Raw genomic sequence first — 10,455 nt, 5'->3', positions numbered from 1 at the left:
GAGAAAAAACATGGCCGACGACATCACAGATACCAGCCAGACTGTTGCCGCCGGCCAGTTGCGCGCCTTCATCGAGCGCATCGAGCGGCTCGAGGAAGAAAAGAAGACCATCGCCGACGACATCAAGGAAGTGTTCGCCGAGGCCAAGGGCACCGGCTTCGACACCAAGGCGATGCGGTCGATCATCCGGCTGCGCAAGAAGGACCAGGCCGAGCGCCAGGAAGAGGAAACCATCCTCGATCTCTACAAGGCCGCGCTCGGCATGGTGTAAGGCTGTCTGGAAATTCTACTCCGGCTGATATCGCCAGAGCGAATTTCGAAACAGTCTCGGGCCAAGGAATGATGCTGGAACGGGCATCGAACCATGAGCGAATTCGACTTCGGCGCCCGCCGCGCCTCTGAATTCCGCCAACGCAGCTTCTGGGCGCTGTTCGCCGAACGGCATCCGGAGGAACGCGCTTCCATGGCGCGGCGCGGACCCTGGTTCTGGCAGCGCGGGCTGCCTGACTTCGCTCTGGTCCTGTCCATGTATGTCGCGCCGGCGCAAAGCCAAGTTGGCGTCTTTTTCGGCCGTAACGAGAAGTTCGGCGCGACCGGGGTCTGGTCGCGGCTGAAGCCGTTCCAACCGGCAATCGAAGACTGGCTGAAGCTCAGGCCGGAGCAGAGCTGCGAGGGCCTCGGCATCAATTCGATGTGGCGGGTGAACTGCTATGCCGAGGACAACTGGCCGGCCATGGCCGACTGGCTGGTGACGGAATGCTCGCGCTTCGAGCGCGCCGTCACCGACGTGCTGGGAGAGGGATAGCTATCAGGTGTTGGTGCAAAGCATCGGATCCTTCTTCGGCTCGCGCTGGCAAGGCGCGGTGCCGGTCGAGCGGTTGTTCTGGCGCGATCTAGTCCTTGTCGGCACGGCGATCAACATCGCCTCGTCGGTGGCCGCGCTCATTCTGCTCGGCTTGAAGCTGCCGCTCGCCGTCGTCCTGGCGGTGCATTTCGCGCCCGTGCCCTACAACATCTTTCTGACCTTTGCCGTCTGGCGAACCACGGAAAAATCCAGTGGCGCCAAGGCTTCGTTGATGACGCTCGGGGCTACGCTTTGGCTGATCCTGGTGGTGGTTGTCTGAGAAGATTGACACGAAAAAGGGCGGCCGAAGCCGCCCTTTGAAGATGGTGGTCAAGCTGCGGCTTAAGCCGCCGGCTCGAATTTCAGCGCCACGCCGTTGATGCAATAGCGCAGGCCGGTCGGCGGCGGGCCGTCCTCGAAGACATGGCCGAGATGGCTGCCGCAGCGGGCGCAGTGGCATTCGGTGCGGACCATGCCGTAGCTGCGGTCGACGGTGTTTTCGACCGAACCGGGCACCGGATCATTGAAGCTCGGCCAGCCGGTGCCGCTCTCGAACTTGAGCTTGGATTCGAACAGCGGCTGGTCGCAGCCGACGCAGGAAAAGGTGCCGGCGCGCTTTTCGTAGAGCAGCGCGCAGCTTCCGGGCCGTTCGGTGCCATGGCCGCGCATGACCGCATATTGCTCGGGCGTCAGGCGGGCGCGCCATTCGGCGTCGGTGCGGGTGACAGGGTAGGTGTGGGTGTCCATTTGATCTCCTCAGCCTTGGCGGCTTGTTGTTGGTTGCAAGCTATATTCGCTTAGAGATAGGCGTTTGTTACGTGTTTTGCTCGCATTTTCAGCCGAGCTCCTACCCAATCGCCTGAAGATAGCGGGCGATCGACGCATGAAATGCCGTTCTTGCGCCGCCGATGATGTTCTGCTGCCACCACGCGCCGTAGATGTCGTCGAATTCGAAAGGCTCAAGTGCCGCCGCGATGCGTCGCACGGCCGGCGCATTGAGCGGAATGTAGTTCGGATAGCTGTACATGAAGCTGACATGGCGACGCGTCGGCGTCACCTGCAATATGTCGCCGGACAGCAGGGTGTTACCGTCATCGCGTTTCCAATGCAGCACCTGGCCGCCGGCAAAATGGCCACCGCAACGCACGAGTGTCAGCGACGGGTTTATGGCCAGCGTCTCGCCCGCCCAGCTGACGATGGCGTTGTGCGGCCGCATAATCCACTGGCGGTCGTCGGCATGGAGATAGATCGGCACGCCGCCAAACGCCTCGCTCCACTCGACCATCACCGAATAATAGTGGCAGTGCGAAATGGCGATCGCGGCCAGGCCGCCGCGACGGTTGATTTCGGCTACCGCCTCGTCGCTCACCATCGAGATGCAATCCCACAGCACATTGCCGTGCGGCGTCTGCGCCAGCAGCGCCCGCTGGCCGATAGCAAAGCGCGGCTCGATGCCGAAAGCGAGAACGCCGGCATCGTCCTTCATCACAAGCCTATGCCCGGCAGAGAGTTCTTCCCCAGTGATCCAGGCCTGGCCTTCCCAGCGCACATATTGCCGCTCGTCCTCGCAGATCGGGCAATTTTCTGGAGGGGTCTGCGTTGCCGCGAACTGGACGCCGCATTGCGGGCAAAGAAAGCAGGTCATCGGTTTTCCTCTCATATCAATGCTTGCGTGAAAGCTGCTTGGTCGCGGCTTCCAGCCCCGCCATCGTCAGCGGGAACATGCGGCCGCCGAAGAGATGGCGGATCATCGCGATCGAATGGGTGAAGCCCCAGTTTTTCTGGTTTTCGGGGTTCAGCCAGACCGCATTCGGCCATTGCTGCAGCAGCCGGCCAAGCCAGACGCTGCCGGCTTCCGGGTTCCAATGCTCGACCGAACCGCCGGGATGCGCGATCTCGTAAGGGCTCATCGAGGCATCGCCGACGACGATCACCTTGTAGTCGGGGCCGTATTTGTGAAGCAGATCGAAGGTCGGGATGGTCTCGGCATGCCGGCGACGGTTGTCCTTCCAGACGCCCTCGTAAAGGCAGTTGTGGAAGTAAAAATATTCGAGCCGGCGGAATTCGGCGCGGGCGGCCGAAAACAGCTCCTCGACGCTTTTGATGTGGTCGTCCATCGAGCCGCCGACATCGAAGAACATCAAGAGCTTCACGGCGTTGCGCCGTTCGGGGCGCGTCTGCACATCGAGATAGCCGTGCTCGGCGGTGGCATGGATGGTGCCGGGCAGGTCGAACTCTTCCTCCGCACCCTCGCGCACCCAGCGGCGCAGGCGCTTCAGCGCCACCTTGATGTTGCGGGTGCCGAGCTCGACGGCGTCGTCGAAATTTTTGAACTCGCGCTTGTCCCAGACTTTCACCGCACGGCGATTTCGGCTTTCATGCTGGCCGATGCGCACGCCTTCGGGATTGTAGCCATAGGCGCCGAAAGGCGAAGTGCCGCCGGTGCCGATCCATTTCGAGCCGCCCTGGTGGCGGCCTTTCTGCTCCTCCAGCCGCTGCTTCAGTTTCTCCATCAGCTTGTCGAAACCGCCGAGCGCCTCGATCAGTTTCTTCTCTTCCTCGGTCAGGTGCTTTTCGGCGAGCCGGCGCAGCCATTCCTCAGGGATGTTGGCGACACCGATGGCATCGGGGCCGGTGAGCGCCTCGATCCCCTTGAAGACATGCGCAAACACCTGGTCGAAGCGGTCGATATGGCGTTCGTCCTTCACAAGCGCGGCGCGGGCGAGGTAGTAAAAACCCTGGACGTCATAGTCGACCAGCCCGGCCTCTAGCCCTTCCAGCAGCGACAGATATTCCCTGAGCGAAACGGGAACGCGCGCGGCCTTTAGTTCGAGAAAGAAGGGGAGGAACATGGTTTGCCGTTATCTATGCCGAACGGTCACGGCGGAGTCGCCACGGGCACTGTCGATTTCGCCGGATTGCAGAAGATTTGCCACAGTACGTGGGTTGGGCATGGGCAAGTGCTTTGCGATGCGGGCTTCCGCCCATTCGCGCATAGCCGAGGCGGCATCGGCTATCGCTTCCGCCGGGTTTGCGCCGGCCCCGTGGCAGCCGGCGAGATCGGGCATCCGCACTCCCCAAACGCCGTCACTGCCATCCAGGATTCCGACATAGCGGATCATTCGGCTCCTTCCGCGTTATTTCGATCGCGCTCGCATCATAGCAGATCATACTCGATAAAACCTGTCCGCCGCGCGACATGGTCGTAGAGCTTGCGCGCTGTGGCGTTGGTTTCGTGGGTCATCCAATAGACGTTCTTGACGCCGATCTTGCCGGCTTCCTGCTTGACCGCTTCAATGAGGGCCGCACCGATGCCCTTGCCGCGCACATCAGGGTCGGCGAACAGGTCCTGCAGGTAGCAGTTGTTTTTCTCCGACCAGCCGGAGCGGTGATAGAGATAATGGGTCAGGCCGACCGCCTTGCCGTCGAGCGTGGCGATAAACCCCTTCGGTTCGAATTCACCTTCCGTGAACAGTCGTTTCCAGGTGATGTCGTAGACCTCGTCCGGCAGCTTGGTCTCGTAGAAGGTGAGGTAGGCAGTCCACAGCCGCCGCCAGTCGGCATGGTCGGCCAGCGCCAGCGGGCGGACGGTGATCTCGGTCATTTCGGTTCCTCCAAAGCCTTATCGGATTCCGGCGGAATCAGATCGGAAACACCATCGCCTAATCCACCGGCGAATTGTACTCGCGAAATGCGGTCGCCAGCATTTGCAGCGCGTCACGCGCCCGCGGCGCCAGATTGTGCGAATGCAGGACCACTTCGGAGGGGTCAAGCGACGGCAGGCCGAGCTTGCGGCCAACCTCGATCAGGCCGGGCGGAGCGACGCAGTGAGCCAGCGCCGAAACGGCAAAGCCCGCCGATATCGCAATGTTGACGGCCGCGCCGCCGCCGCCGACGAAGGCCTCCTCCCAGGCGATGCCTGCTTTGTCCAGCGCCTCGACCGCCCGCACACGATCCGGACAGTTGGACACGGTGCTTAAGAGCGCGAGGCGCAACGGCGTTCCGCGCTGCCACTCGAAGGAAGGTGCGGCGAACCAGCCATAGTGGTTGCGCGACAAGGTCCGGCCAGGACGGCTGTCGCCTTCGCGGTGCACGATAACCGCGTCGAGCTCGCCGTGATCGAAAGCTTCCTTGAGCACCGTGCTGGTATCGATCCTCAAACTGAGCGTCAGCGATGGATCGTGCGCATGGAGCTGGGCAATCAGAATGGACAGCGCCGGACCGGCGGCATGATCGACAAAGCCGAGCGCAAGCCGGCACGGTGCTGATGCAAACTCCGCCATGGCGCGCTCGTGCGCGGCAAGGAAGTCGCGCGCGGCGGGGAGGAAGACGGCGCCTCGTGCCGACAGGCTGACGCGGCGCGGCGTTCTTTCGATCAATCGCGCGCCGAGCTTTTCCTCAAGACGGCGCAGCTTGACGCTGATTGTCGCCTGGGTGCTGCCCAGCGCCGTGGCCGCCTGGGTGAAGCTCTGCAGATCGGCCACCATCACAAAGGTTCGTACGGCGTCCACATCAAGACTGGTCATCGCAGCACTCCATTGGGCCAATCATTCCGTTTTGTCATTTCTGATATAGCCGAGCATAGCCTTTTTTCATGGTCGAGTCTCCTCTATCTCAAACTGGTCGCGGTTTGAAGAGCGCCTCATGCTCGGCTGGAAAGAGATCGATATGCCAATTTAACGGAACACCATAGCGCTCACCGGCGTGTGCCTGGCGTCGCTGCTGTTCGGGCTCGAAATCTCCAGCGTGCCGGTGATCCTGCCGAAACTGGAAAGCGTGCTCGCCGCCAATCTCAGGGATTTGCAGTGGATCATGAATGCCTACACCATCGCCTGCACGACAGTGCTGATGGCGACGGGGACATTGGCCGACCGTTTCGGCCGCAAGAGCGTGATGGTGATCACCACCGTCGCCTTCAGCCTCGCCTCGCTGCTGTGCGGCCTGGCTCCGAGTGCTGCACTGCTGATAGCCGCCCGCTTCCTGCAAGGCCTCGCCGGCGGCGCGATGCTGACCTGCAGCGTCGCCGTGCTGTCTCACCAGTTCCAGGACGGCCGCGAACGCGGCAAGGCTTTCGTCGCCTGGAGCGTCGTCTCAGGCATCGGGCTCGGTTTCGGGCCCGCCATCGGTGGCTTGATCGTGGCGCTGTCGAACTGGCAATGGGTGTTCCTCATCCACGTGCCGCTGGCGATCCTGGCGCTCGCCTTTATCGGCGCCGGTGTCACGAATCGCGCGATCACAACGCCCAGAAGCTTGACTGGGCCGGCATGCTGACGCTGTCGGCTTCTGTGTTCGGCTTCTCCTATCTGATCACGCAGGGTGCGGATCTCGGGACCAGCGCCCGCATCGGCGTGATATCAGCCTCCGTGGCTGCGTTCATCGCTTTCCTTGTGGCCGAGAGGGTCAATCCCTATCCGATGTTCGATTTCTCCGCGTTCCGCATCCGCCAGTTTTCCGGCGCGATCATGGGCGCCATCGGCATGAATTTCAGTTACTGGCCGTTCATCATCTATCTGCCGATCTATTATTCGGGCGTTCTCGGCTATGACAGCACGACGACCGGCCTGCTGTTGCTCGTCTACACGCTGCCCTTCATGGTGATGCCGCCGATCGCCGAGCGCCTGCGCGCGCGCTATCAGGCGCGAATTGCCATCCCGCTCGGTCTGCTGACGCTAGGGATCGGTTTCATCGCCATGTGGATCGGCTCCGGGCTCGAGGGCGCCACCTGGCTGACCATGCTGCCCGGCACGCTGATTGCCGGCATCGGCATCGGTCTCACCAATTCGCCGACCACCAATACCACGACCGGCGCGGTATCGCCGGATCGCGCCGGCATGGCGTCCGGCATCGATATCAGCGCACGCCTGATCACGCTTGCCATCAACATCGCGGTGCTCGGCCTGCTTCTGACGCAAGGTATCGTTTCCCACCTGCGGGCCACACTCGGCGCGGCTTTGGAGCCGGATGAGTTGCGGGCACTGGCGGAAAGGGTCGCCACCGGCAATCTGGAGGACCTTGCGCAGGGGACGCCGAAGCTCGCAGCCCTCGACCCATCCGGCGCCATCGTGCATGCCGCCCTGGTCAACGGTTTCGGCTGGGTCATGCTCTATTGCGGGATCGGCGTTCTCGCCCTGTCGGTCATCGGCTTCGTCATCTTCGGGCCGAAGCGCGTCGCGCCGCAGGAGTGAGGTTTTGCTCCCGCGGAGTAAGCGGCCAAAGCCGCCCGTAGCTGTCAGCCAACCCTCGATCCTCACCGCTGCCGTCTGGCCATGAAGGCCAGGCGTTCAAACAGATGCACGTCCTGCTCGTTCTTGAGCAGTGCGCCGTGCAGCTTCGGCAGCGCATTCTTGGGGTCGGCGCGCAGATCCTCGGGTGCGATGTCGTCGGCGACCAGCAGGCGGATCCAGTCGAGCGCCTCGGAGGTCGACGGCTTCTTCTTCAACCCCTGCACGTCGCGGATCTCGTAGAACTGGGTCAGGGCAGCACGCACCAAATTCTGCTTTATGCCGGGATAGTGCACGTCGACGATTTTGTGCAGCGTGTCGACATCGGGAAAGCGGATGTAGTGGAAGAAGCAGCGGCGCAGGAAGGCGTCGGGCAGTTCCTTCTCATTGTTGGAAGTGATGATGACGATGGGGCGCACAGCGGCGCGGATCGTTTCGCCGGTTTCGTAGACGAAGAACTCCATCCGATCGAGTTCCTGCAAAAGGTCGTTGGGGAATTCGATATCGGCCTTGTCGATCTCGTCGATCAACAGCACGACCTTCTTGCCGGCCGCGAAGGCGTCCCAGAGCTTGCCGCGCTTGATGTAGTTTTTGATGTCGTTGAACCTGGCGTCCCCAAGCTGGCTGTCGCGCAGCCGCGAGACGGCGTCGTACTCATAAAGTCCCTGCTGCGCCCGCGTGGTCGACTTGACATGCCATTCGATGAGATCGAGGCCGAGGGCTGACGCCACTTGTCTGGCAAGCTCGGTCTTGCCGGTGCCCGGCTCGCCCTTGACCAGCAACGGCCGCTCCAGCGCGATCGCGGCGTTCACCGCCACCATCAGATCCTTGTCGGCGACATAGGCCGCCGTGCCTTCGAAACGCATACTTGCTCCTCGGTTCATCAGCGCGACCGTAAGGACGCTGCTTGACCTGTGCAAGGGCGAGCCGGCTGCGACCAAAGCGTGTGAGATCGAAATGGAAACATCGGCTCATGTCACTAGCGCTTGACCGACCAGCCGCCTATATTGGGCTTGGCGGTCTGCGCTTCCCGGCAGGAGAACATTTTCCCCGGGGCCTTAACGATCCTTAGGGAGCTGTCCCTGGGAAGACCCGTGGGTTTTCTCATACGGCGCCCACCTACTTTGTAGGTTCCCGGGATCGCTCTCTCCACCGGTTGTGTGGATCGTCACTTACCTCTATCCGCCCAGTTTGGCGGATGATGTGGTAGAAAACGTCGCTCATGAAACGTCACCCAGATCCGACCTTTTCTATCGTCCGCGCATGACATCTCCCAAAGACCTGAAAAAGCAGTTGCGCCTCGAGGCACTCGGCCGTCGCGATGCGCTCGATCCGCTGTGGCGGGTGGAGATCGCGCTTGAAATGGCCGAGACGGCGCGCGACCACCTCGCCATCGAGCCGGGTCAGATCGTTTCAGCTTTCTGGCCGATGCGATCGGAAGTCGACGTCAGGCCGCTGATGTTCGCCTTGCGCGAGAACGGGGCCAGGCTTTGCCTGCCGGCCATCCTCGACAAGACCACCATCGTCTTTCGCGAACTGGTGCGCGGCGCGCCGATGGTCGAGATGGGTTTTGGCACGGTCGGTCCGCATGCGGAGGCCGAGGTTCTCGATCCCGCGGTGATGCTGGTGCCGCTCGCGGCCTTCGACAGCCGCGGTCATCGCATCGGGTATGGCGCCGGCTATTACGACCGCGCCATCGCCAGGCTGATCGACAAGGGCCAGCCGCCACGACTGATCGGCATCGCTTTCGATTGCCAGGAGGTGGGTCTGGTGCCGGATGAGGCGCACGACGTCATCATCCCGGAAATACTGACCGAGAGCGGTTTGCGCCGCTTCGACATCGCTTAAAAGACCGCGATCCCGCTTAACGCGTTTCCAAGACGTGCCGGATAGTATTCCGGCAACACAGTCCGAGCCGATGGCGGCCATCATGTTTGTCTTCGCACGCTTCCTGCTGATGCCGTTCGTCCTCATCGCGGTAACGCTGTTCGCGATGGCATTGCACATTTCCGGAACGGCCCTGCACCACCAGTTCGCCTGGCATCAGACGGTTGCCACAGTGACGGATGTCAGTTCCTACAGCGAAGCCCAGGGTAATGGCCTCACCGCGAAAGGCATCAACGTCGCTGTCACCTATGTCGCGAACGATGCACCGATGACGTGGTCCGGCAAGGGAAAGGACATCGGCCTCTACACGGCGTCCAAAGGCGACGCGGTGAAGTTGTATTACAACCCTGCCAATCCATCTATCCTCGATACCGCGGCGATGAAGGGCTGGCGCGGCGGGCTGTTGCTCCTGGCCGCTACTGGTGGGTTCACTGGTTTCTACGTCTGGTTCTTCTGGCTGCGCGGACGCGCCGCACCGCCGGCGTCACCAATGATGCCTTCGGCAGTTCGCGTCGCGGGCGCGAGCGCAAAGCCGTCTCAACAGCAGCGTGGTACTTTCGGCCGGCGTTAGCGCCAATCGCCCGGGTAGCGCTTGCCTAGCGTCCGTGCCTCTGGATAGAAGTGGGCATGAGACTTCTCTTCCTCGGCGACATGGTGGGCAAATCGGGACGTACGGCGGTGTGGGAACAACTGCCCGGCCTGATCTCGGATTTCAAACTCGACTTCGTCATCGTCAATGGCGAGAACGCCGCCGGCGGCTTCGGCATCACCGAAGACATTTTTCGCGACACCATCGCCGCCGGTGCGGATGTCGTCACCACCGGCAACCATGTCTGGGACCAGCGCGACGCACTGGTCTTCGCGCCGCGCGAGGAGCGCTTCTTGCGCCCGTCCAACTTCCCCAAGGGCACGCCGGGGCGCGGTTCCGGCGTCTATATCGCCAAAAACGGCGCGCGCGTGCTGGTCGCCAACATCATGGGCCGGGTGTTCATGCATCCCGAGCTCGACGATCCGTTCCAGGCCGGCGAGCGCGAGCTGGCCGCCTGTCCGCTGGGCGAGCAGGCCGATGCCGTGGTCATCGACTTCCATGCCGAAGCGACCTCGGAGAAAATGTGCTTCGCGCATTTCGTCGACGGCCGCGCCAGCCTCGTCATCGGCACCCATACGCACCAGCCGACGGCCGACCACCAGATCCTCAACGGCGGCACCGGCTACATGTCCGATGCCGGCATGTGCGGCGACTATGATTCCTCGCTCGGCATGGACAAGGAAGAGCCGCTCAACCGCTTCCTGTCGAAAGTGCCGAAAGGCCGCTTCGAGGCGGCGACCGGACCGGCGACATTGTGCGGCGTCGGCGTCGACATTTCCGACCGGACGGGCCTGGCCGAAAAGATCGCGCCGTTTCGTCGCGGGCCGCGGCTTGAAGAAACCGCGCCATCCTTCTGGTCGTGACATTGATATGGTGGAATATAGTACCTAATTGGCGACGAAACTGCTCTAGAT

At 62.2% G+C, this 10,455-nt stretch carries 13 protein-coding genes, 1 other RNA gene and 1 pseudogene; 8 read left to right on the top strand and 7 right to left on the bottom strand.

The genetic code is table 11. From position 1 onward, the window contains the following. The first annotated feature begins 10 nt into the window (after window positions 1-10). The 3 genes from NKI31_RS17920 to NKI31_RS17910 all read left to right on the top strand — a co-directional run bounded on the left by NKI31_RS17920 (window position 11) and on the right by NKI31_RS17910 (window position 1,124). Window positions 11-271 (top strand): DUF2312 domain-containing protein, encoded by a 261-nt coding sequence (locus NKI31_RS17920; RefSeq protein WP_023668722.1) that lies wholly within the window; start codon window positions 11-13, stop codon window positions 269-271. A 93-nt stretch (window positions 272-364) separates the two neighbouring features. Further along, window positions 365-805 (top strand): hypothetical protein, encoded by a 441-nt coding sequence (locus tag NKI31_RS17915; RefSeq protein WP_023668723.1) that lies wholly within the window; start codon window positions 365-367, stop codon window positions 803-805. 7 nt (window positions 806-812) lie between these two features. Continuing rightward, on the top strand, window positions 813-1,124 hold the full coding sequence (locus NKI31_RS17910; RefSeq protein WP_023688926.1) for a hypothetical protein: 312 nt from the start codon (window positions 813-815) through the stop codon (window positions 1,122-1,124). 62 nt (window positions 1,125-1,186) lie between these two features. Here NKI31_RS17910 and msrB read toward each other — a convergent pair whose 3' ends face one another. The 6 genes from msrB to NKI31_RS17880 all read right to left on the bottom strand — a co-directional run bounded on the left by msrB (window position 1,187) and on the right by NKI31_RS17880 (window position 5,370). Beyond that, window positions 1,187-1,591, bottom strand: coding sequence for a peptide-methionine (R)-S-oxide reductase MsrB (gene msrB / locus NKI31_RS17905; RefSeq protein WP_013529102.1), 405 nt, complete (start codon window positions 1,589-1,591; stop codon window positions 1,187-1,189). Window positions 1,592-1,691: 100 nt separating this feature from the next. After that, the gene (locus tag NKI31_RS17900; protein WP_352652225.1) at window positions 1,692-2,489 is read right to left on the bottom strand and encodes an MBL fold metallo-hydrolase; all 798 of its coding nucleotides are present in this window, start codon (window positions 2,487-2,489) and stop codon (window positions 1,692-1,694) included. Window positions 2,490-2,505: 16 nt separating this feature from the next. Then, window positions 2,506-3,696, bottom strand: coding sequence for a vWA domain-containing protein (locus NKI31_RS17895; RefSeq protein ID WP_352652223.1), 1,191 nt, complete (start codon window positions 3,694-3,696; stop codon window positions 2,506-2,508). A 9-nt stretch (window positions 3,697-3,705) separates the two neighbouring features. Further along, window positions 3,706-3,966, bottom strand: a complete 261-nt coding sequence (locus NKI31_RS17890) for a type II toxin-antitoxin system HicB family antitoxin (protein WP_050485875.1) — start codon at window positions 3,964-3,966, stop codon at window positions 3,706-3,708. Between the two features lie 35 nt (window positions 3,967-4,001). Then, window positions 4,002-4,448: a GNAT family N-acetyltransferase gene (locus NKI31_RS17885; RefSeq protein ID WP_023668728.1), complete on the bottom strand. Its 447-nt coding sequence runs from the start codon at window positions 4,446-4,448 to the stop codon at window positions 4,002-4,004. 58 nt (window positions 4,449-4,506) lie between these two features. After that, window positions 4,507-5,370 carry a LysR family transcriptional regulator gene (locus NKI31_RS17880; RefSeq protein WP_352652222.1) on the bottom strand — a complete coding sequence of 288 codons (864 nt, stop codon included), beginning with the start codon at window positions 5,368-5,370 and terminating at the stop codon, window positions 4,507-4,509. A gap of 163 nt (window positions 5,371-5,533) precedes the next feature. On the opposite strand from NKI31_RS17880, the pseudogene NKI31_RS17875 reads away from it, so the two are divergent. Continuing rightward, window positions 5,534-7,029, top strand: a pseudogene (locus NKI31_RS17875) (MFS transporter). Between the two features lie 62 nt (window positions 7,030-7,091). Here NKI31_RS17875 and NKI31_RS17870 read toward each other — a convergent pair. Continuing rightward, window positions 7,092-7,931: an AAA family ATPase gene (locus NKI31_RS17870; RefSeq protein WP_352652221.1), complete on the bottom strand. Its 840-nt coding sequence runs from the start codon at window positions 7,929-7,931 to the stop codon at window positions 7,092-7,094. A gap of 149 nt (window positions 7,932-8,080) precedes the next feature. Between NKI31_RS17870 and ssrS the strand changes: the two genes are divergently transcribed. The 4 genes from ssrS to NKI31_RS17850 all read left to right on the top strand — a co-directional run bounded on the left by ssrS (window position 8,081) and on the right by NKI31_RS17850 (window position 10,404). Continuing rightward, a non-coding RNA gene (ssrS, locus tag NKI31_RS17865) (6S RNA) lies at window positions 8,081-8,236 on the top strand. 92 nt (window positions 8,237-8,328) lie between these two features. Beyond that, entirely contained in the window at window positions 8,329-8,913 is a 585-nt protein-coding gene (locus NKI31_RS17860) for a 5-formyltetrahydrofolate cyclo-ligase (RefSeq protein WP_023698428.1), read from the top strand. 82 nt (window positions 8,914-8,995) lie between these two features. After that, a complete protein-coding gene (locus NKI31_RS17855; protein ID WP_352652220.1) occupies window positions 8,996-9,523 on the top strand; it encodes a DUF3592 domain-containing protein in 528 nt (175 codons plus the stop codon). 56 nt (window positions 9,524-9,579) lie between these two features. Further along, on the top strand, window positions 9,580-10,404 hold the full coding sequence (locus tag NKI31_RS17850) for a TIGR00282 family metallophosphoesterase (RefSeq protein ID WP_023726164.1): 825 nt from the start codon (window positions 9,580-9,582) through the stop codon (window positions 10,402-10,404). Window positions 10,405-10,455: the final 51 nt, after the last annotated feature.

This window comes from Mesorhizobium sp. M0659, assembly GCF_040320605.1.
Classification (GTDB): Bacteria; Pseudomonadota; Alphaproteobacteria; order Rhizobiales; family Rhizobiaceae; genus Mesorhizobium.
Note: the sequence above shows the minus strand (reverse complement) of the source record. Positions and strands in the feature narration are given on the sequence as shown.

Bases quoted from the DNA above. Each gene is read 5' to 3' on its own strand.
- NKI31_RS17920 (WP_023668722.1), top strand. From the start codon at position 11: ATGGCCGACGACATCACAGATACCAGCCAGACTGTTGCCGCCGGCCAG.
- NKI31_RS17915 (WP_023668723.1), top strand. From the start codon at position 365: ATGAGCGAATTCGACTTCGGCGCCCGCCGCGCCTCTGAATTCCGCCAA.
- msrB (WP_013529102.1), bottom strand. From the start codon at position 1,591: ATGGACACCCACACCTACCCTGTCACCCGCACCGACGCCGAATGGCGC.
- NKI31_RS17900 (WP_352652225.1), bottom strand. From the start codon at position 2,489: ATGACCTGCTTTCTTTGCCCGCAATGCGGCGTCCAGTTCGCGGCAACG.
- NKI31_RS17895 (WP_352652223.1), bottom strand. From the start codon at position 3,696: ATGTTCCTCCCCTTCTTTCTCGAACTAAAGGCCGCGCGCGTTCCCGTT.
- NKI31_RS17890 (WP_050485875.1), bottom strand. From the start codon at position 3,966: ATGATCCGCTATGTCGGAATCCTGGATGGCAGTGACGGCGTTTGGGGA.
- NKI31_RS17885 (WP_023668728.1), bottom strand. From the start codon at position 4,448: ATGACCGAGATCACCGTCCGCCCGCTGGCGCTGGCCGACCATGCCGAC.
- NKI31_RS17880 (WP_352652222.1), bottom strand. From the start codon at position 5,370: ATGACCAGTCTTGATGTGGACGCCGTACGAACCTTTGTGATGGTGGCC.
- NKI31_RS17870 (WP_352652221.1), bottom strand. From the start codon at position 7,931: ATGCGTTTCGAAGGCACGGCGGCCTATGTCGCCGACAAGGATCTGATG.
- NKI31_RS17860 (WP_023698428.1), top strand. From the start codon at position 8,329: ATGACATCTCCCAAAGACCTGAAAAAGCAGTTGCGCCTCGAGGCACTC.
- NKI31_RS17855 (WP_352652220.1), top strand. From the start codon at position 8,996: ATGTTTGTCTTCGCACGCTTCCTGCTGATGCCGTTCGTCCTCATCGCG.
- NKI31_RS17850 (WP_023726164.1), top strand. From the start codon at position 9,580: ATGAGACTTCTCTTCCTCGGCGACATGGTGGGCAAATCGGGACGTACG.